Origin of the sequence: Microbacterium sp. (assembly GCF_029263575.1) — a bacterium.
In the GTDB taxonomy this organism is placed as follows: Bacteria; Actinomycetota; Actinomycetes; order Actinomycetales; family Microbacteriaceae; genus Microbacterium.
This window is the reverse complement of the sequence record NZ_JAJUFV010000045.1, coordinates 1-19524: the sequence shown is the minus strand read 5'-3', so window position 1 is coordinate 19524 and position 19524 is coordinate 1. Positions and strand designations below refer to the sequence as shown.

The window sequence follows — 19524 nt, the reverse complement described above, 5'->3', positions numbered from 1 at the left end:
TACTGCGGTGCATTCATGAAATTGTCGACGGAGACGTGCAGCGAGTTCGGCGATTTGTCCTTCGCACGATCGGTCAGCTGCTGCTGTGTGATCACCAGGTCGGCGGTGCCGTCGAGGTTTGCGATGGCCTGGTTGACGACGGTGACGTCGGTGATCCCGGCCTTCTTCAGCTTGTTGCGCAGCACACTCGCGCCCATGGCGGAGGAGCCCATGCCCGCATCGCACGCGAACACGATGTTCTCGATCGGTGCGGTGGCGACGGCCGTTGCCGCCGCACCCTCACTCGCCGAGGCGGATGCCGCCAGGTTCGACAGGTGCGCCGACTCCTTGCCCTTGTTCGCCGCTGTCTGCGCGATCGCGTCGCCGAAGGAGTCGCCCTCGGCGGCCAGGTCGCGCCTACGCGATGCCCGCAGGATGATCGCTGTGATGATGAACGTCACAGCAGCGGCGATCACGACGGAGAGGTAGACGACCAGGACGTTGCCGACTCCGCCGCCGACCGCGGCCGCGGTGACGGCGATGATGCTGCCGGGAGCCGCGGGGAAGCCGAGGCCGCCGCCGAGCAGCATGTTCGTGGCGACGCCCGAGGCGCCACCGGCGATCAGAGCGAGGATCGTGGTGGGCTTGCTCAGCGCGTACGGGAAGTAGATCTCGTGGATACCACCGAAGAACTGGATGATCGCCGCGCCCGGCGCGGATGCCTTGGCCGCGCCGACACCGAAGAACGTGAACGCCAGCAACAGGCCAATGCCGGGGCCGGGGTTGGCCTCGATGAGGAACAGAATCGACTTGCCGGTGTCTGCCGCCTGCTCGATGCCCAGGGGCGTGAACACACCATGGTTGATGGCGTTGTTCAGGAACAGCACCTTCGCCGGTTCGACGATGATCGACACGATCGGCAGCAACTGCAGCGAGACCAGCCAGTCAACGGCAGCACCCAGAGCCGTGCTGATGCCGAGCATGACCGGACCGAACGTGAAGAACCCGGCGACAGCGAGGATCATGCCGAGGATGCCGGCAGAGAAGTTGTTGACCAGCATCTCGAAGCCGGCCCTGATCTTGCCGTCCCAGAGCTTGTCCATCTGCTTGGTGATCCAGGCCGCGAGCGGCCCCATGATCATCGCACCGAGGAACATCGGGATGTTGGTGCCGACGATGACACCCATCGTGGCGATCGTGGCCACGACTCCGCCGCGCTCGCCGTAGACCATGCGGCCGCCGGTATTCGCGATCAGCAGCGGCAGCAGGTACGTGACCATCGGACCCACCAGGCCGACGTAGGCGAGGACGTTGCCCTCGGCCAGCGCCGTCATCGCGCCGTCCCACTGGATGGTCGCAGAGTCGCCGCCACCGCCGATGATCTCGGCCACGGGCGCCCAATGCCAGCCGAACGGGCTGTCAGCGCCGAAGAACCCGGCGGGGATGAAGAGCATCGTGATGAAGCCCCAGGCGATGAACGCGGCGATGTTCGGCATGATCATGCCGGAGAGGAAGGTGCCGAACCGCTGCACTCCTACTCGGAGACCGCCCTGTTTCGGGGCGGCGGTTGACGTCGTCGTCATGATGTCGTCTCTTTCTGATGTGAGGGGAGGGACGCTGTGGCTTCTGCCACGGCCTTGCGTGCGCCGGCGGCGTCATCTGCCGCCAACGCCACCTCAGCGAGGCGCTGCGCCTCGTCGAGGCTGCGCTCGGAAAGCGCGTGTCGTACATCGGCCAGAGCAGCCGGAGCCATGGACAGGCTCGTCGCACCCAGACCGACCAGGACAACTGCCAGCAGCGGGTCTGCGGCAGCCTCACCGCAGATGCCGACAGGTTTGCCGGTGCGAGCACCGGCGGCACCGACCTCTGCGACCAGGCGCAGCACCGCAGGGTGCCACGGGTCTTGGAAGCCGGCGACAGATCCCAGCATGCGATCAGCAGCCATCGTGTACTGGGTGAGATCGTTCGTGCCGATGGACGCGAAGTCCGCATGCGCGAGCACACGATCAGCGAGCAGGGCGCTGGCCGGGACCTCGACCATCACCCCCGCGGTCTTCAGCCCGAACTCGCGTGCGAGGTCGGTGAAGTACTTCGTCTCCTCGACCGTGGTCACCATCGGCGCCATCACCCAGAGGTCGGCCTGGGTGGCGGCATCCGCCTCGGCGAGTGCCGTGAGCTGCTCGCGAAGGATGTCTTCGCTGGCCCGCAGCGATCGCAGACCGCGCAGCCCCAGCGCGGGGTTCTCTTCATGCGCGTCGTTGAGGAAGGCGAGTGGCTTATCAGCCCCGGCGTCGAGCATCCGCACGACGACCTTCTTCCCGGGGAAGGCGGAAAGCAGCTCCTGATACGACGCGCGCTGCTCTTCTACCGTGGGCGCCTGCGAGGACGACAGGAACAGGAACTCGGTGCGAAACAGGCCCACGCCCTCGGCGCCGCGACTGACGGCGTCTGCGGCGTCGGCGGGTTTGCCCAGGTTCGCCAACAGGGAGATTTCGGTTCCATCGGCCAGAGCGCCCGGCGTGAGCGGCGCATGTGCCGCAGCGTCCCGTGCGGCAGCGCGCTGTGCGGCGCGTTCCAGCTGCGCGCTGTCGGGGTCGCTGACGACCGTTCCGGCGGAGGCGTCGACGATTACCATCGTGCCGTCGTCGAGGCCGGCCGCATCGACCGCGCCGACGACGGCGACGATGCCCTTCGCGCGGGCGAGGATCGCGGTGTGCGAGGTGGGTCCGCCGTCGGTCGTGACCAGCGCCAGCACCTGGTCGAGGTTCAACAGCGCCGTGTCAGCGGGGGCGAGATCTCGCGCGACGAGGATGAAGGGGTGACCAGGATCGGGCACACCGGGAGCGGGTACGCCCTGCAACCTGGCGAGTACGCGCTGCGCGATGTCATCGAGGTCAGCGGCGCGCTCGCCGAGATACCCCCCGACGGCCTCGAGCGTCGCACGGAAGCCGGCGAAGGCGTCGTGCACGGCCCACTCGGCGCTCGCGCCGTCGTCGATGCGAGCATCGACCTCGTCCTGAAGCGTGGGGTCCTCGGCGATCATCGCCTGCGCTTCGAGAACCTCCTGCGCGGCTCCGCCGGCGGCTTCGGCGCGTTTCTGCAGGTCGGCGGCGACAGCCGCCACGGCGTCGCGGGCGCGTGTGCGCTCGGTGTCCGCTTCGCGCGTGCTGGGGGTGTTCTCGGGGGCAGGCAGGGCCTCGGCCATGCGCACGACCGGTCCCTGGGCGACACCTCGCCCGATTCCGACTCCGCGCAGCTCGCTCATCAGGCCGAGTCCTGGTCGTGATCGGTCGTGATCAGCTCGGTGAGGGTGTCGAGCGCAGCTTCTGCACCATCGCCCTCGGCTGTGAGCGTCACGTAGTCGCCGTGGTCGAGCCCCAGGGCGATGATGCCCAGGATGCTGGCGGCGTTGACGGGCTTGCCGGAGTCCTTGGCGACCGTCACGGCGACGCCGGAATCCTTGGCGGCCTGAGCGAACAGCTTCGCCGGTCGAGCATGCAGCCCGTGGGAGGAGCCGATCCGAACGGTTCGTGAGACAGCAGTCATGATGTTCCTTTCGCTGTGGACGGAGAATCGGAGAGCGTCGCCTGGACGATCGCGAGAGTGCGGGTGCCGTCGCGATCGGAGAACACGTCAGCGGGCAGCGCGGCCACGGGGGTCTGAGCCTGAGCGCGGATGGTCTCGATCTGGTGTGCCAGATGCGGCCCGACGAGCACGAGGTCAGCGGGCGTGGCAGCGACGCTGCTTTCTGCTCCTGCGGAGGCGTCCCAGTCGAGGCCGGCGGCCACAGCGGCCCGCCGGAGTCGCTGAGCGACGAATGTGCTGGATGCTCCCGCACCGCACACCACCAGAATCTTCATTGATGCCACCTCTTCCCACGTCCATTCTGGGAAGAAGCTGGGAGGGACGCCACCACGTTCCTTTCCGCCCCTGCGGAACGTTCCTCGACCCCGTGCACGTGTTTCGCGGCGCGACTGACATCATGGAACCATGTCGCGCCAGCGTCAGGACCAACTCCTGCAGACCCTGCTTCGCCAGGACGACTGGGCGACGGCTGCGAACTTGGCCGATCTGCTCGGGGTGACGCCGCGCAGCATCCGCTCGTATGTCGCCGCGGCGAACGCCAGAACCACCGACGCGGACGCCGTCGAATCCGGGCCGGCCGGCTATCGGGCCGGCGCCGGAGCGCGTGCCGCGCTGCGAACGCGCGTGTCGGGAGAGTCAGCCCCCCGCGACCGCCTGCACGCGCTGGTGCGGATGCTGCTCGACGAATCCGACGGCATCGACCTGCACGATACGGCCCAGCGAATGCATGTCAGCGACGCGACGGTCGAAGCCGACCTCGCGCGCGTGCGCGGGCTCCTGGGCACCGGGGACCTGCGCCTCGAACGTGATCGAGACAACATCCGACTGCGGGGGACAGAGGTCGCACAGCGCCGACTGCTCAGCAGACTCGCGCACGACGAGATGGAAGCGGGGTCGTTCGATGCCGAGAGCATCCGACGCGCCCTCACCGGAACCACGGTCGCGGCCCACGCCGTTGGCCCCTTCAAGACAGCGCTTGTGCGTGAGCTGGGCGCCCTCGACTACTTCGTGAACGAACTGGCGATCGCCGACGTGCTGCTGCATATCGCGATCGCCGCCGATCGCGTCTCGGCCGGACGTGCGCTGGACAAACCGATCTCGGGCACCTGGGAGGAGATCCCCAAACTCGGCGCCGTGATCAGCAGGCTCGCTGACGAGCACTTCGCCGTGAGTCTCGGCGACGGCGACAGCGCGCACCTGGCGACACTCGTGCTGACGCGCGCCATCGCGCCGGGGCAGAGCGCTGCCGCCGACGCTGCGCGCAGCGGTGTCGATGCGGGCATAGAAGCCGCGGTGCGAGCCGAGATCATTCAGGCCGCTGCCGATTATCAGGTCGACCTCATCGACGAATCCTTCATCTTGCGCCTCGCGCTGCACGTGCAGAATCTGATGCGCCGCGCTGAAGAGCAGGCCTGGACGCGCAACCCGCTCACACGGTCGCTGAAGTCGTCGTATCCGATGATCTTCGAGGTCGCCGTCTCCATCGCCAGCGGCCTCCACGATCGCCTCGGCGCACCGATTCACGACGACGAGATCGCCTACATCGCCATGCACATCGGCGGCAGGCTCGAACGCAGCCGCAAAGCTGAGACGATCCTCACCGCGACGATCGTCTGCCCTGGATATTACGAGCTGCACGAGCTGCTGCGCTCCAGCGTCGACCGCTCGCTCGGCTCCTCCGTCGAGGTGACGACCGTGTTGACCACGGTCGACCCCGATTGGGAGGGCATCGACACCGACCTCGTGCTCACCACGATCGATCCGGGCGCCAGCGGCGACCATTTCGTGCGCATCCAGCCCTTCCTCACCGACGTCGACGTCGAACGCGTGACGCAGGCCGCGGCCCGGATCCGGCGTGGGCGACGGCTCATGCGCTTGCGCGACGAGCTGGCCCGATACTTCTCGGCCGACTCCTATGTCTACCCGCTGCCCGACGAAGGGGAGGAGGCCGTGATCCGTCGCCTCGGCGGGATGCTCCTGGACGCGGGCCTGATCGGCGAGGACTACATCGAGAACACGATCCTGCGCGAGCAGATGTCGTCGACGGCGTTCAGCGATGCCCTCGCCGTGCCGCACGCCCTGCAGATGACGGCCGCGCGCACCGCCATCGCGATCGGCGTCGCCGATGGATCTGTGGCCTGGGGCGAAGGACGCGTACAGGTGGTCGCGCTCGCCGCCTTCAGCGAGAGCGATCGAACCGCGTTCCAGACCGTCTTCGAGCAACTGGTCGAGGTGTTCAGCGAGCGCGACAGCGTTCAGCGCATCGTGCGCCGCGGGGCAACATTCGAGGGGATGCTGGACGAGCTCGTCGCCGTCATCGACGGCTGAGGGGTGCCGGCTACGTCGGGGGGGTTCAACACGGACGCGAGGGCGTCGAAGACGTCATCGACGGCCGGATGCTCGGCGGTGGCGAGGGTCACCTCGTCACCCGAGTCCAGACCCAGATCCATCACGGCGAGAACGCTCGAGGCGTCGACCACGACACCCGACGATGTCTGGAGCGTCACCGGAGCGCTGTGGGCCATCGCGATGCGGGCGAGCTCGGCCACCGGACGCGCGTGCAGCCCATCGGCCACCGTGATCGTCACGCGTCGTGTGGCCATGCTGCGATCGTACGACACCGCATCATCGAGGGCCAGCAACGAGCATCACGAGTGATCGGTCAGCAGCTCCTGCACTCCGGCCTCGAGCGCGTCGATCTGCGCCGAGGCATCCGCCGCAGAGGCTCCCTGCGCGTCGAGGTAGACCTTCAGCTTGGGTTCGGTGCCGCTGGGGCGCACGATGACACGCGCGCCGCCGGTGAGGCGGTAGCGCAGCACGTCGCCCGAGGGCTGACCGGCAGGCGCCTGGAGCAGATCTCCTGCCGATTCGACGGCGCTGTCACCGATTCGCGTCGGCGGTAGGGTGCGCAGGCTCAGCATCAGGTTGCTGATGATCGACAGATCATCGACGCGGATCGAGACCTGTCCGCTGGCGAAGTGCCCGTAGGTGTCGCCGAGCTCGGTCAGCAGAGTCGCCAAGGTGGCGCCGCGCTCTCGCGCCTCGCCCGCGAGTCCGAGCACGGCCATGGCGGCGGAGATGCCATCTTTGTCGCGCACGGTATCGGGGTTGACGAGATAGCCGAGCGCCTCTTCGTAACCGAAGGCGATTCCCGGCGCGCGAGAGATCCATTTGAAGCCAGTGAGGGTCTCATGGAAGTCGAGACCGTGGTGCCGGGCGATCGCCCCGAGCCCGGGCGACGAGACGAGCGAACAGGCCAGGGCGGCCCCGGCTGTGCCCTCGACCAGGCGGGCGGCACGGGCCCCCAGCAGCAGACCGATGTCGTTTCCGCTGAGGCGGCGCCAGCCGCCCTCAGCCGACTCATCGGGGATGGCTACGGCAAGGCGATCGGCGTCCGGGTCGTTCGCGATGATGAAGTCGGCCTTCGTGCGCCGCGCAGCGGCGAAGGCGAGGTCCATCGCGCCGGGCTCCTCCGGGTTGGGGAAGGCCACCGTGCGGAACGACGCATCGGGGGTGAGCTGCTCGGTGACCGTCTTCGGCTGCGGGTAGCCGGCCGCACGCAGCACCCGGGAGAACGTCTCCCAGCCGACACCGTGCATGGCCGTGTAGACCCAGGTCAGATCTCTGGCCGACGCGGGGGCGGTGCTGACCGCGGCGGTCGCGGCGACGTAGGCGGCGACGATCTCGTCGTCGGCGATGGTGTATTCGCTGGAGCGTGCGAGCGAGTCGATGCCCGAGGCATCCGCCACGCGCTGAATGTGCGCGGCGATCTCAGCATCCGCGGGGGAGACGATCTGCGCGCCGTCGTCGGCGCCGCCCAGATACACCTTGTAGCCATTGTCGTTCGGTGGATTATGGCTGGCGGTGACCATGACCCCGGCGTCCGCTCCCAAATGGCGCACGGCGAAGGCGAGCACCGGGGTGGGAAGCAGCCGCGGCAGCAGAACAGCCCGCAGGCCTGCTCCGGCGAACAGCTCGGCCGAGTCGATGGCGAATCTGCGGGAGTTCCGGCGTCCGTCGTAGCCGACGACGATGGTGGGCACGCGTCCGGGTGAGCGCTCGCGCACGTACGCCGCGAACCCGGCGGCGGCCTGCGCCACCAGCACGCGGTTCATCCGGTTGCTGCCCGCGCCCAGTGCACCGCGCAGGCCCGCCGTGCCGAATGCCAGGCGAGAACCGAAACGATCCTCCAGCTCGGCGAGCGCCGCAGCATCTCCACTGGCTGCGCGCGTGATGATGACGGCGAGTTCGTCGCGCGTCTCGGGGTCGGGGTCTTGCCGCATCCATGCCCGTGCCTGCGTGAGGCGCGCGTGCAGCCGGTCGGAATCGAGAACCTCGCTCACAGCGCCTCCACGATCCGCGCCAGCAGGGCCGAGATGACCGGCTCGGCCGCCTTGCCTGCCTCGATCACCTCGCCGTGGCTGAGCGGGGTTTTCTGAATTCCGGCGGCGAGGTTCGTGATGAGCGACAGTCCCAGCACTTCCATGCCGGCCTCGCGTGCGGCGATCGCCTCCAGGGCAGTGGACATACCCACGATGTCGCCGCCGAGACGCCGTGCCATCTGCACCTCTGCCGGGGTCTCGTAATGGGGGCCGCGGAATTGCGTGTAGACGCCCTCATCGAGGGAGGGCTCGATCGTGCGGGCGATGTCGCGCAGCCGCTGTGAGTACAGGTCGGTCAGATCGACGAAGGTGGCGCCCTCCAGCGGAGAATCGGCTGTGAGGTTGAGGTGGTCGCTGATGAGCACGGGCTGGCCCGGAGACCAGGTCTCGCGCACGCCACCGGCGCCGTTGGTCAGCACCATGATCTTCGCGCCTGCGGCCGCGGCAGTGCGGACGCTGTGCACGACGCGGCGTACGCCGTGGCCCTCGTAGTAGTGGGTGCGGGCGCCGATCACGAGCACGTTCGCGCCATCGGGCGTGCGGATGCTGCGCAGGGTGCCGACGTGACCCTCCAGAGCGGGTTTGGAGAAGCCCGCCACCTCGGTGGCGGGGATGGTGGCGCCGGTCTCGCCGATCAGGTCGGCGGCTTTGCCCCACCCGCTGCCGAGCGTGAGGGCGATGTCGTGCTTCTCGACGCCGCTGAGCCGCGCGATGTCTGCGGCGGCGAGGGCTGCGACCTCGAACGGGTCTGCGTTCGAGGCGTCGAGAGGGTTGCTGAGAGTGTCGGTCATGGATCCACTCTAAGCAAAGTGCCCGCACATGGGTGGGGAGTGGGGGAGAATAGAGATCATGTCTTCAACCCCTTTCGAGCGCACTCAGCGCGTTGCCGTCCTCGGTGGCGGCCCCGGCGGATACGAAGCGGCTCTTGCTGCCGCCCAGCTCGGTGCTGAGGTGACCCTGGTCGAGCGTGTCGGTGTGGGCGGTTCGGCTGTGCTCACCGACGTCGTGCCCTCCAAGAGTCTCATCGCGACCGCCGATGCCGCCGTGGCGATCGCGGAGGCGAGCGACCTCGGCGTGCAGTTCTACGCGAAAGGCGGCGACGGCAAGCCCCTGAAGCCCGAGATCGCGATCAACCTCGCGGCGGTCAACAAGCGCCTGTTGGCGCTGGCTGGGCAGCAGTCAGAAGACATGCGCAGCACGCTGCTGGAGTCGGGCGTCCGCATCCTCTCCGGGCATGGGCGCCTCGAAGGCCCGAACGCGATCGTCGTGTCGACCGGACCGAACGGAACCGACTTCGACCGGGTCGAGGCCGACACGATCATCGTCTCCGTCGGCGCGTCGCCGCGTGAGCTCGACAGCGCGAAGCCCGACGGCGAGCGCATTCTCACGTGGACGCAGCTGTACGACATGAAGGCGCTGCCTGAGCACCTCATCGTGGTCGGTTCCGGTGTGACCGGGGCGGAGTTCGCATCGGCGTACATGAATCTCGGCGCCAAGGTCACGCTCGTCTCCAGCCGTGAGCAGGTGCTTCCGGGGGAGGACAAAGACGCCGCCAAGGTACTCGAGAAGGTGTTCAAGCGCGGTGGCATGACCGTGCTGTCGAAGTCGCGGGCCGATAAGGTCGAGCGCACCGACGACGGCGTGAAGGTCACGCTCTCTGACGGGCGTACAGTCGACGGGAGCCACTGCCTGATGGCGGTCGGCTCTGTTCCCAACACGGCGGGTATCGGTCTGGAAGACGCCGGGATCGAGCTCACCGAGTCGGGACACGTTCGGGTGAACCGGGTCGCGCGCGCCTCGGTGCCCAACGTCTATGCGGTCGGTGACTGCACGAACTTCATGCCCCTGGCATCGGTCGCTTCGATGCAGGGGCGCACCGCCGTGTTCCATGCGCTGGGTGACATCGTGATTCCGCTGGCCAAGATCAAAGTCACCTCCAACATCTTCACCGCTCCCGAGATCGCGACCGTCGGGTGGGGCGAGAACGATGTCGAGGACGGAGCCGCCGACGGCCTCGTCTACAAGCTGCCGCTGGCGGCGAACCCGCGCGCGAAGAAGATGGGCATCAAAGACGGCTTCGTCAAGATCATCGCGCGCAAGGGCTCTGGCACCGTGATCGGTGGCGTCATCGTGGCGCCCAAGGCGTCAGAGCTGATCTACCCGATCGCTGTCGCGGTCGAGCGGCGTCTGACGGTCGACCAGGTCTCGCGCGTGTTCGCCGCGTACCCATCGCTGTCGTCGAGCATCACGGATGCTTCGCGCGCGATGCACCTGGTCAACATCAGCTGATCGTCAGCAGCTGGTGACCCGATGAGACGGTGGCGCCGGGAGCGGCGTTGATGTTTCCGACGCGACCGTCTTTGTGTGCCTGAAGGGGTTGTTCCATCTTCATCGCCTCGAGCACGATGACCAGGTCGCCCTTGACGACCTCCTGGCCCTCCTCTACCGCGAGCTTGACGACCGTTGCCTGCATGGGCGACTTCACGGCGTCACCGGAGGCGCCTGCCGATACGGAGGTGGCGTGACTGCGCCGCGACGGCGGAACGATCGCCGGACGACCGGCTGCGCCGCTGGCGACCGTGATGCGTTCGGGCAGGCTGACTTCGAGCCGCTTGCCAGCGACTTCGACGACGACCGTGTGACGGCTCTCGTTCGGGGTGGGGGCCTCGAGCTCGCCGTCCCACGCGGGGATGTCGTTTGCGAACTCGGTCTCGATCCAGCGGGTGTAGACGCCGAACGTGCCGTTCTCCGCGGTGAAGGCCGGGTCGCGTACGACCTTGCGGTGGAAGGGCAGCACCGTGGGGAGGCCCGCGACCTCGAATTCATCGAGTGCGCGGCGGGCGCGCTCGAGCGCCTCATCGCGGTTCTTGCCGGTGACGATGATCTTCGCCAGCAGCGAATCGAAGGCGCCCGAGACCTCGTCGCCGGCGGTGACGCCGGAGTCGAGACGGATGCCGGGGCCGCCGAACGTCTTGAAGACGTGGATGGGGCCCGGCTGCGGAAGGAATCCGCGGCCGGGGTCTTCACCGTTGACGCGGAATTCGAAGGAGTGACCGCTGGGGCGCGGGTCGTCGTAGTCGATCGTGCCGCCTGCGGCGATGCGGAACTGCTCGCGGACGAGGTCGATGCCGGTGACCTCTTCGGAGACGGGGTGTTCGACTTGCAGCCGGGTGTTCACCTCGAGGAACGACACCGTGCCATCGGCTCCGATGAGGAACTCGCAGGTGCCGGCGCCGACATAGCCGACCTCTTTGAGGATCGCCTTGGATGCCGTGTACAGCTGTTCGTTCTGTTCGTCGGTGAGGAAGGGGGCCGGCGCTTCTTCGACGAGCTTCTGGTGTCGGCGCTGCAGGGAGCAATCGCGGGTCGAGATGACCACGACATTGCCCTCGGCATCCGCCAAGCACTGGGTCTCGACGTGACGCGGCTTGTCGAGGTATTTCTCGACGAAGCACTCGCCGCGGCCGAACGCGGCGACGGCTTCGCGCGTGGCGGATTCGAAGAGCTCGGCGACCTCGTCGAGCTCGCGCGCGACCTTCAGGCCGCGGCCACCGCCACCGTATGCGGCCTTGATGGCGATGGGAAGCCCGACCTCTTTCGCGAAGGACACGACCTCTTCTGCCTTCTCGACCGGGCCGGGAGTGCCGGGGGCGAGCGGCGCACCGACCTTCTCGGCGACGTGGCGGGCGGTCACCTTGTCGCCGAGCGACTCGATCGCCTCGGGGGACGGGCCGATCCAGATCATGCCCGCGCCGATCACCGCGCGAGCGAACTCGGCGTTCTCGGCGAGGAAGCCGTAGCCGGGGTGCACGGCGTCTGCGCCCGAGCGGCGCGCGACGGAGAGCAGCTTGTCGATCTGAAGGTACGTCTCGGCGCTCGTGGCGCCGTCGAGAGCGTACGCTTCGTCAGCGAGTCGCGCGTGCATCGCATCACGATCCTGGTCGGCGTAGACGGCGACCGAGGAGATCCCGGAGTCACGGGCGGCACGGATGATGCGTACGGCGATCTCGCCGCGGTTCGCGATGAGGACCTTGGCGATAGAAGGCATGAGGTTTAGCCTAGCGAGGTCGCGGGCGTTCCTTTTGACGGCACTCCACAAGAAAACCGAAAAAACGTGGCGTGATGTCTACGACCACAAGTCCGTCCAGGTCACGTCGAGCTCAGCGGCGAGGCGCCGGATGGTCGACAGGGACATGCCCACGACGGTCGAGGGATCGCCGTCGACCCGGGTGATGAAGGCGCCGCCGAGGCTGTCGACGGTGAAGGCCCCGGCGACGTGCAGCGGTTCGCCGGTGGCGACGTACGCGGCGATCTCATCGTCGGTGATGTCTGCGGCGAAGGTGACGGATGCCTGTGCCACCGCCGTGGCTTCGCGGGGCGCGACTCCCGGCTGCACTCGGAACACGCTGTGGCCCGAGTGCAGCACTCCGGTCTCGCCGCGCATCTCGCGCCAACGCCGGGCCGCCGCCTCTGCGGTGTGCGGTTTGCCGTAGACCTGCCCGCCGAGGGCGAACATCGAGTCGCCGCCGATCACGAGTCCATCAAAGCTCCGGTCTTCGTCCGCGAGCCGCTCGGCGACGTCTGCGGCCTTCGCGCGCGCCAGCAGCAGGACGAGCTCGTCGGGTGCCAGCGGCGCACCGCGCTCGGCGGCCGCGTGCGCTGTCACAGCATCTTCGTCCGTGCGCGGGGAGTGCGTGATCGGTTCGATGCCGACCTGGCGCAGCAGCATGAGACGGGCGGGCGAGGTGGAAGCGAGGCAGACCTGCATAGCAACCACCGTATCCTCGTCACCGTATCCTCGTAGGATGGCTGCTCCCGTCTCCGACCTGCTCGACCTGGACATTACCGGCATCGCACACGGCGGAACCTTCATCGCCCGTCACGAGGGGCGCGTCGTCTTCGTCTCGGATGCGATTCCCGGTGAGCGGGTGCGGGCACAGCTGCGAGATGCCGGAGCGGATGCCGATACGCGCCGGTTCTGGCGCGCGGACACCGTCGAGGTGGTGGATGCCTCGGCGCACCGCCGTGCGCACGTGTGGGCCGAGGCGGATGTCTCGCGCGCGCCCGCTGATCGGGCGGGCGGCGCCGACTTGGGCCACATCGCGATCGATCACCAGCGCGGGCTCAAGCGGCAGGTGCTGCAGGAGGCGCTGGACCGGTTCGCCGGGCCCGGGCTGACCGCGCCCGCGGTTGAAGCTATCGGATCCAGTGACGGTCCCGGCGATGGTACCCGCTGGCGCACGCGCATCTCGCTGCACGTCGATGATGACGGCGTCATCGGGCCTTTCGCAGCTCGCAGTCATCGGGTGATTCCCGTGCGGTCGCATCCTCTCGCACGCTCTGCTGTCGAGGAAGCCGCCCTGACGGTGACGAAGGCGAAGCCGGGACGCGTCGACATCGTCGAGTCATCCGGCGGCGAGGTGCACGTGCTGCAGCGACCCACCGCGGGCAGGCGGCCGCAGGCGCCGCTGATCACCGAGCAGGTCGCGGGTCGCCGCTTCCATCTCGACGCCGATGGATTCTGGCAGGTTCATGCGCAGGCGGGGACGGTTCTCGATGGTGTCGTCCGCGAGCTGCTGAGCGGACGTGTCGATGCCGCAGCGACACATCTCGATCTCTACGGCGGTGTCGGCCTCTTCGCCGCTTCCCTGGCTGAGCTCGGCGCGGTCGACATCATCACGGTGGAATCGAGCCGCCGCGCCACCGACCATGCCCGCAGGAATCTCGCTGATGTCGGTGCGCGGGCGGTGACAGCACGGGTCGACCGCTTCCTCGCCGCAGGCGCAGGCGCTGAGCGAGTCGGCACCGTCGTGTTGGATCCACCTCGATCGGGTGCCGGTCGTGCTGTTGTGGAGGGCGTGCACGCACTGCGCCCGGAGGCGATCGTCTACGTCGCGTGCGATCCGGTCGCGCTGGCACGCGATCTCGGAACCTTCCGCGGACTCGGCTGGCAGGCAGACGAGCTTCGCGCCTTCGACCTCTTCCCGAACTCGCACCACTTCGAGGCTGTGGCACTGCTCACCCGGTGAGCGCCTCGCATCTCGCTAGGCTTGCAGGATGAGCAGGATCGCATTCATCGACGACCACGAGTCCGTTCGGCTCGGGCTCGAGCTGGCGTGCGAACGCGACGGCGAGCAGACCGTGGTGTTTTCGGGGAGCACCGTCGTGGGCTATCTGGAATGGCGCGCGGCGACCGGAGCCGCGCCGGCGGATGTCGTCGTGCTCGATCTCACCCTCGGCGACGGCACCACCGTGACCGAGAACGTGACCGCCCTCGTCGCAGACGGTGCCAGCGTGGTCATCCACAGTGTCGCCGATCGTCCTGCCGCTGTGCGTGAGTCGCTCGCCGCCGGTGCGGCGGGCGTCGTCAGCAAATCATCCGCGCTCGACGATGTGCTCGACGCCATCCGCACGGTCGCTCGCGGCGAGGCGCTCAACAACGTCGAGTGGGCGAGCGCGGTTGAAGGCGACCGCGAGTTCGCCGATGCGCAGCTGTCGGGGCGTGAGCGCGAGGTGCTCAGGCTCTACGCCACCGGGTTGCCGCTGAAGGCCGTGGCCGAGCGCCTGGGCGTGGCGTACTCCACAGCGAAAGAGAACATCAACCGCGTGCGCGTGAAGTACGTCGACGTCGGTAGGCCTGCGCGAACCAAGATCGACCTGCTTCACCGCGCCATGGAAGACGGCATCGTCGCGGCCGACGGAGCCGCTGGTGCGCGCTGACACTCTTCTGCGCGAAGCCTGGAGTCAGGTACCCTCTCCCGGCAGCGCAGAGACCGAGTTCGAACGCTTCACCGGCAAGCGGATGGAGCGCATCCTCGCCACCGTCGTCGCAATCGGCTCGGCGGCCCTCGGAGTGCAGGCGCTGTTCGCGGCGATCGGTGGTATGCCGCCCGATGTTCCGCTGGTGCGTGTGCTGCTGCTCGTGGGCGTCTACGTGCCGCTGGTGGCCATGCTGGTCGCCTGCGTCACCGGGCGAGGGGTGCGTCTGAGCGCGGGCGCGTTCGCGATCGTCTACTTGATCGCGCTCGCAGCGTGGCCGTTCATCGTGAACTCCGACCACGCGTCCGATGAGGGCCAGCCGTGGATCTTCTTTCTGGTCAACGTCGGCGTCGTCGCGGCGATGCTGGCCTTCGCCATGCGGGTGCAGCTGATCTGGGCTGTCGGAGTGCCGTTGGTGTATGGCTACGTGCGTCTCGTGGAGGGCGAGTTCAGCCACAGCTACTGGACCAAGACGGCGTTCGATGTGTCGTTCACACTCATTCTCGGGATCGTGATCGTATCGCTCGGGTGGATGTTCCGCTCCGTCGCAGCGGGGGTCGACGAGGCTCGCGGACAGGCGGTCGCATCCTATGCCTCTGCTGCGGCTGCCGCCGCCGCGGAGGAAGAACGCGTGGCGATGGCCGCCCTCATGCACGACAGCGTGCTGGCCGCTCTCATCGCGGCCGAGCGCGCCGATACCGATCGTGCGCGCGATCTCGCTGTGGCGATGGCACGGGAGGCGCTGACTCGATTGGCGAATACCGAAGCCGCCGTGGCGCAGGAGGGCAGTGACGAGCCGGTCGGGGCGGCGCAGATCGTGATCGAGCTGCGCCGGGCACTGTCGGAGACCGGCGCGGACGCCGTCGTGGAAGAACACGGCAGCAGCGCATCGATACCCGGGCGAGCCGCTCGTGCACTCGTGCTGGCCGCCCGTCAGGCGATCGGCAACGCTGTGGCGCACGCTGGCGGGCGCGGACTGCACCTGCTGGTGACCGGCCGCGACCGGCACAGCATCACCGTCACGATCACCGACACCGGACCAGGCTTCGACATGGAGGCCGTCGCCGAGGACCGACTCGGCATCCGCGCATCGATCATCGCCCGGATGGCCGGGGTGGCAGGCACGGCCACGATCGATTCCGACTCGACAGGAACGACTGTCGTGTTGGGGTGGGAAGCCGAATGAACCGTTCTGTTCGCAGCGTCGCCACCGCCCTGGCCATTGGATTCGCGGTGTATTTCGCGGCGCGTGCCGTGTGGTGGATTCTCCAGCCGATCAACCCGCTGCTCATGGTCGCGGCCATCGTGCTTTACCTGGTCGTCGTGGTCACAGCCGTGCTGCTCGAATCGATCGCCGACACGGCCATGCCGCGCTGGTGGTCCCTGACCGCCGTCGTGGCCAGCGCGGCCATCCCCGTCATGGTGAGCGTGTCGCTCGTTCGGGTGCATCGGACCGCGCCATTTGCCACCTGGTACATCGGCGCGCTCGGACTGCTCGCCGTGGTCTGCATCGTTCGCCGACGTACCCTCGAGGGGTGGATCGTACTGGGCATCCTCACCGTGCTGTCGTCGGTGTTTCTCGGCCCGCTCATGGCGCTCGAGCTGGGGCTGGTCGGCTCGATCGTCTGGACCGTCGTGGCGCAGTTGCTGGTGCTGTTCTGGGATCGCGCAGTGCGCGACACCGAGCGTCTCGCCGATATCCAACAGGCCGTCTCGGCCTGGCACGCTACACAGCTGGTGCGTCAACGTGAGCGCCGTGTCCGCGTGAAGTACGCCCTGGGGGCGGCGGGACCGGTGCTGACGAGGGTCGTCGCCTCGCACGGTCGGTTGACGGATGAGGAGCGGCTGGAGGCGCGACTGGCCGAAGGGCGTCTGCGTGATGAACTGCGAGGGGCGAGCCTGCTCAATGACGCGGTGCGCGAAGCGATCAGAGACGCTCGGCTGCGAGGGATCGCCGTCACCGTCTTCGACGAGGGCGGGCTGGAGGAACTGGACGAGACTCGGCGAGACGAGATTCGCGATGAACTCGCCGACGTGCTCTCGCGTGCGGAATCAGGGCGGGTGATCATTCGTGCCGCACGCGATGAGCACACCGCGCTGACCGTTGTCGGTCGCTCCGGCGCCGGAGGGTCTTCGGACGAGGACTCCGTGGGGCTCTGGCATGAGATCCCGAGAGAGTGAGATGGGCGAGGGGCGGCGATATCGCCTGCCCCTCGCCGTGCGGTCAAGTTACCCGAAAACCGACCGCAGTGAATCGGTCATCGTCTGCCTACCCTGGGGCTGAGAGACCGATCAAACGCGACGCGTCTCCTCTAGTCTGACCCGTCGAATGAAACTTGTCTGTAGGTATTTTGGGGGACAAAATCGGATGATGCGGCAAGATGAAGCCGTGAACGTACGACGACGTGGGACGAATCTTCCCAAGATGGGCGATTTCAATCAGTCCGTCATCCTTGAGGCGATTCGTCGTTCCGGCGACGGGTTGAGCCGAACCGAACTCGTCACGGCGACGGGGTTGTCTGCGCAGACGGTGACGAACATCACTCGCCGGCTGCTCGATGAAGCGCTGATCTCTGAGGCCGGCCGAACGATCTCCGGCCCCGGAAAGCCGCGCACGATCCTGCAGCTCAACGCGACCAGTCGGCTCTCGATCGGCGTGCATCTCGACCCGTCGGTCATGACGTTCGTGCTGCTGGATCTGGCCGGATCCATCATCAGTCATCGCACAGCCAAGACCCCGGCCAATGATCCGCGACGCATCATCGAAGCCATGACGCAGTCGATCGATAGCCTCGTCGCGGATGCGGATGTCTCGCGTGCGAGTATCGCCGGGGTCGGGGTGGCGACTCCCGGGCCGTTGGATGCTGCCCATGGCAGCGTCATCGACCCGCCGAAGCTGCATTCGTGGCATCGGGTTCCGCTGCGCGACGCGCTCGCCGAGGCCACCGGGTTCGCGGTGACGCTGGAGAAGGACACGACTGCGGCGGCAGTGGGGGAGCTGTGGCGTGGGGATGCCCCGCCGGCGGGATCGTTCCTGCTCGTGTACCTCGGCACCGGCATCGGAACCGCGCTCGTGCTCGACGGAGATGTCGTGCGCGGATCATCACGCAACGTCGGTGAGGTCGGTCATATCATCGTCGACCCCGCCGGGCCCATGTGCGGCTGCGGCAAGCGCGGCTGCGTCGAAGTCGTCTGCACGCCGCAGGCCATCGTCGAAAGCGCCGAGGCCGCCGGCGTGTTCGCTGACGACCGTGTCGGCAGCGACGCCGAATCGGTCGATGAGCGCTTCACCGAGCTGTGCGTGCGGGCGGCGGGTGGCGATACGCTCGCCACAGAGGTGCTGGAGCGCTCCGCCCGCCACCTCTCGGTGTTGATCTCGGGTCTGGCCAACATGCTGGATGTCGATCGCATCGTCGTGGGTGGACCGTTCTGGTCACGGTTGGAACAGGTGTACCTGCGCCGGCTTCCCGGCCTGCTCGAAGCGCAGAGCGCCACGCGCGTCGTGCGCGATCTGCCGCTGTCGGGAACCGTGGTCGGCGATGACGTCGCCGCAGTGGGGGCCGGATGCGTCGTGCTCGACGAGGTTCTCTCGCCCCGCGCATCCGCTCTGTTCCTCGACTCCTGAGACGGAGGAGGGCGGCGAGGTCTTGACAAGAGTAATTCCAATCGATTTACTATTTGGCACCCCCTCATTGGAGCCGGCTGCCCCGTGCATGACACCACCTCGTTGATCGAATCGCGCATTCGCCGCTTCATCGACGAGCGTCTGCGCCCGAACGTCTACGTCGATTGCACGCCGTTGACGCTGGTGGGCTGGGAGGTTCCGGGCGAACCTGTGCCCTTCGCCGAGGCCGTCGGCCAGGCGTACACGCCGTTCTCGGTGGGCAAGCGCTGGGGGCGTCCCTGGGGTACGACGTGGCTGCGCATGACGGGTACGGTACCCCCGCTTCGCGAGGGGCATCAGGCTGAACTGGTGTTCGATCTCGGCTTCAACGATGCCGAGCCGGGCTTCCAAGCAGAGGGCACGGTATACCGACTCGACGGGTCGATCGTGAAGGCCGTCGAGCCGCGCAACGCCTACGTTCCGCTGGAGGGCGACGCCGACGAGCATTTCGAGCTGTATCTGGAGGCCGCGGCCAACCCCGACATCGCTGAGGGGTTCACGCTCTTTCAGCCGACGCCGTTGGGCGACCTGGAGACAGCGGGCACGGAGCCGCTCTACGTGCTGCGCCAGGCAGACATCGCCCTGCGTGACCTCATGGTATGGGAGCTGCTCCAAGACGCCGTCGTGCTGTCGCAGCTGATGCACGAGCTCCCGGTGACGTCACCGCGTCGCGCCGAGATCCTGCGCGCGCTGGAGCGCATGGTCGATGCGGCAGATCCCGATGACATCGCGGCGACGGCCGCTGCGGCACGCGAGCAGCTGGTGTCCGTTCTCTCGCAGCCCGCCTCCGCTTCCGCGCATCGCATTCACGCTGTCGGCCACGCTCATATCGATTCCGCCTGGCTGTGGCCCGTGCGCGAGACCCAACGGAAGATCGCCCGCACGTTCTCGAACGTGCTGTCGCTGCAGCAGGACGACGATGAATTCATCTTCGCGGCCTCCTCGGCGCAGCAGTACGCCTGGTTGAAGCGGTTTCAGCCCGAGCTCTTCTCGCGTGTTCGTGCGGCCGTCGCCGCCGGCCAATTCGTCCCCACCGGGGGCATGTGGGTCGAATCCGATACCAATATGCCCGGCGGTGAGGCTCTCGCTCGACAGTTCGTGCGCGGCAAACGCTTCTTCCTCGATGAGTTCGGGGTCGAGCCCGCCGACGTCTGG

16 protein-coding genes and 1 pseudogene are annotated in these 19524 nt (G+C 67.7%); 8 read left to right on the top strand and 9 right to left on the bottom strand.

Annotated elements, in window-relative coordinates:
• From Q1J95_RS06690 to Q1J95_RS06675, 4 genes are all read right to left on the bottom strand, one after another.
• Window positions 1-1562, bottom strand: a 1562-nt coding sequence (locus tag Q1J95_RS06690; RefSeq protein ID WP_300266611.1) for a PTS mannitol transporter subunit IICB, incomplete at its 3' end; no start/stop codon positions are given.
• Complete coding sequence (gene ptsP / locus Q1J95_RS06685) at window positions 1559-3244, bottom strand: phosphoenolpyruvate--protein phosphotransferase (RefSeq protein ID WP_300266610.1); 1686 nt, start codon at window positions 3242-3244, stop codon at window positions 1559-1561. The genes ptsP and Q1J95_RS06690, both read right to left, overlap by 4 nt.
• Window positions 3244-3525 carry an HPr family phosphocarrier protein gene (locus Q1J95_RS06680; RefSeq protein WP_300266609.1) on the bottom strand — a complete coding sequence of 94 codons (282 nt, stop codon included), beginning with the start codon at window positions 3523-3525 and terminating at the stop codon, window positions 3244-3246. The genes ptsP and Q1J95_RS06680 overlap by 1 nt, the downstream gene beginning before the upstream one ends.
• On the bottom strand, window positions 3522-3839 hold the full coding sequence (locus Q1J95_RS06675) for a hypothetical protein (protein ID WP_300266607.1): 318 nt from the start codon (window positions 3837-3839) through the stop codon (window positions 3522-3524). Before Q1J95_RS06675 ends, Q1J95_RS06680 begins: the two co-directional genes overlap by 4 nt.
• 130 nt (window positions 3840-3969) lie before the next feature.
• Here Q1J95_RS06675 and Q1J95_RS06670 point away from each other — a divergent pair, with 130 nt between their 5' ends.
• A complete protein-coding gene (locus tag Q1J95_RS06670; RefSeq protein ID WP_300266605.1) occupies window positions 3970-5892 on the top strand; it encodes a PRD domain-containing protein in 1923 nt (640 codons plus the stop codon).
• Here Q1J95_RS06670 and Q1J95_RS06665 read toward each other — a convergent pair.
• The 3 genes from Q1J95_RS06665 to Q1J95_RS06655 are packed head-to-tail and all read right to left on the bottom strand — an operon-like array spanning window position 5820 to window position 8737.
• Window positions 5820-6167 (bottom strand): HPr family phosphocarrier protein, encoded by a 348-nt coding sequence (locus Q1J95_RS06665; RefSeq protein ID WP_300266603.1) that lies wholly within the window; start codon window positions 6165-6167, stop codon window positions 5820-5822. The two genes, Q1J95_RS06670 and Q1J95_RS06665, sit on opposite strands and share 73 nt — an antisense overlap.
• Window positions 6168-6212: 45 nt before the next feature.
• A complete protein-coding gene (locus tag Q1J95_RS06660) occupies window positions 6213-7847 on the bottom strand; it encodes a phospho-sugar mutase (protein ID WP_300266613.1) in 1635 nt (544 codons plus the stop codon).
• A gap of 56 nt (window positions 7848-7903) precedes the next feature.
• A complete protein-coding gene (locus Q1J95_RS06655; protein ID WP_300266601.1) occupies window positions 7904-8737 on the bottom strand; it encodes a purine-nucleoside phosphorylase in 834 nt (277 codons plus the stop codon).
• 58 nt (window positions 8738-8795) lie between these two features.
• Between Q1J95_RS06655 and Q1J95_RS06650 the strand changes: the two genes are divergently transcribed.
• Entirely contained in the window at window positions 8796-10235 is a 1440-nt protein-coding gene (locus Q1J95_RS06650; RefSeq protein WP_300266600.1) for an NAD(P)H-quinone dehydrogenase, read from the top strand.
• On the opposite strand, the gene Q1J95_RS06645 is transcribed toward Q1J95_RS06650, so the two are convergent.
• Window positions 10228-11994, bottom strand: coding sequence for a biotin carboxylase N-terminal domain-containing protein (locus Q1J95_RS06645; protein ID WP_300266599.1), 1767 nt, complete (start codon window positions 11992-11994; stop codon window positions 10228-10230). The genes Q1J95_RS06650 and Q1J95_RS06645 overlap by 8 nt on opposite strands.
• A 78-nt stretch (window positions 11995-12072) precedes the next feature.
• Window positions 12073-12714, bottom strand: coding sequence for a nucleoside triphosphate pyrophosphatase (locus Q1J95_RS06640; RefSeq protein WP_300266612.1), 642 nt, complete (start codon window positions 12712-12714; stop codon window positions 12073-12075).
• Between the two features lie 37 nt (window positions 12715-12751).
• Between Q1J95_RS06640 and Q1J95_RS06635 the strand changes: the two genes are divergently transcribed.
• The 6 genes and pseudogenes from Q1J95_RS06635 to Q1J95_RS06610 form a co-directional block, all read left to right on the top strand.
• A complete protein-coding gene (locus Q1J95_RS06635) occupies window positions 12752-13975 on the top strand; it encodes a class I SAM-dependent RNA methyltransferase (RefSeq protein ID WP_300266597.1) in 1224 nt (407 codons plus the stop codon).
• A gap of 28 nt (window positions 13976-14003) precedes the next feature.
• A complete protein-coding gene (locus Q1J95_RS06630; RefSeq protein ID WP_300266595.1) occupies window positions 14004-14666 on the top strand; it encodes a response regulator transcription factor in 663 nt (220 codons plus the stop codon).
• Window positions 14656-15891 (top strand): ATP-binding protein, encoded by a 1236-nt coding sequence (locus Q1J95_RS06625; protein WP_300266593.1) that lies wholly within the window; start codon window positions 14656-14658, stop codon window positions 15889-15891. The genes Q1J95_RS06630 and Q1J95_RS06625 overlap by 11 nt, the downstream gene beginning before the upstream one ends.
• Window positions 15888-16886: a hypothetical protein gene (locus tag Q1J95_RS06620; protein WP_300266591.1), complete on the top strand. Its 999-nt coding sequence runs from the start codon at window positions 15888-15890 to the stop codon at window positions 16884-16886. Before Q1J95_RS06625 ends, Q1J95_RS06620 begins: the two co-directional genes overlap by 4 nt.
• 244 nt (window positions 16887-17130) lie before the next feature.
• Window positions 17131-18330, top strand: coding sequence for an ROK family transcriptional regulator (locus Q1J95_RS06615; RefSeq protein ID WP_300266589.1), 1200 nt, complete (start codon window positions 17131-17133; stop codon window positions 18328-18330).
• 84 nt (window positions 18331-18414) lie between these two features.
• Window positions 18415-19524 (top strand): annotated as a pseudogene (locus Q1J95_RS06610) (alpha-mannosidase); the annotation flags it as partial.

Bases quoted from the DNA above. Each gene is read 5' to 3' on its own strand.
- Q1J95_RS06670 (WP_300266605.1), top strand. From the start codon at position 3,970: ATGTCGCGCCAGCGTCAGGACCAACTCCTGCAGACCCTGCTTCGCCAG.
- Q1J95_RS06630 (WP_300266595.1), top strand. From the start codon at position 14,004: ATGAGCAGGATCGCATTCATCGACGACCACGAGTCCGTTCGGCTCGGG.
- Q1J95_RS06635 (WP_300266597.1), top strand. From the start codon at position 12,752: ATGGCTGCTCCCGTCTCCGACCTGCTCGACCTGGACATTACCGGCATC.
- Q1J95_RS06650 (WP_300266600.1), top strand. From the start codon at position 8,796: ATGTCTTCAACCCCTTTCGAGCGCACTCAGCGCGTTGCCGTCCTCGGT.
- Q1J95_RS06665 (WP_300266603.1), bottom strand. From the start codon at position 6,167: ATGGCCACACGACGCGTGACGATCACGGTGGCCGATGGGCTGCACGCG.
- Q1J95_RS06645 (WP_300266599.1), bottom strand. From the start codon at position 11,994: ATGCCTTCTATCGCCAAGGTCCTCATCGCGAACCGCGGCGAGATCGCC.
- Q1J95_RS06615 (WP_300266589.1), top strand. From the start codon at position 17,131: ATGGGCGATTTCAATCAGTCCGTCATCCTTGAGGCGATTCGTCGTTCC.
- ptsP (WP_300266610.1), bottom strand. From the start codon at position 3,244: ATGAGCGAGCTGCGCGGAGTCGGAATCGGGCGAGGTGTCGCCCAGGGA.
- Q1J95_RS06680 (WP_300266609.1), bottom strand. From the start codon at position 3,525: ATGACTGCTGTCTCACGAACCGTTCGGATCGGCTCCTCCCACGGGCTG.
- Q1J95_RS06655 (WP_300266601.1), bottom strand. From the start codon at position 8,737: ATGACCGACACTCTCAGCAACCCTCTCGACGCCTCGAACGCAGACCCG.
- Q1J95_RS06620 (WP_300266591.1), top strand. From the start codon at position 15,888: ATGAACCGTTCTGTTCGCAGCGTCGCCACCGCCCTGGCCATTGGATTC.
- Q1J95_RS06675 (WP_300266607.1), bottom strand. From the start codon at position 3,839: ATGAAGATTCTGGTGGTGTGCGGTGCGGGAGCATCCAGCACATTCGTC.
- Q1J95_RS06640 (WP_300266612.1), bottom strand. From the start codon at position 12,714: ATGCAGGTCTGCCTCGCTTCCACCTCGCCCGCCCGTCTCATGCTGCTG.
- Q1J95_RS06660 (WP_300266613.1), bottom strand. From the start codon at position 7,847: ATGCGGCAAGACCCCGACCCCGAGACGCGCGACGAACTCGCCGTCATC.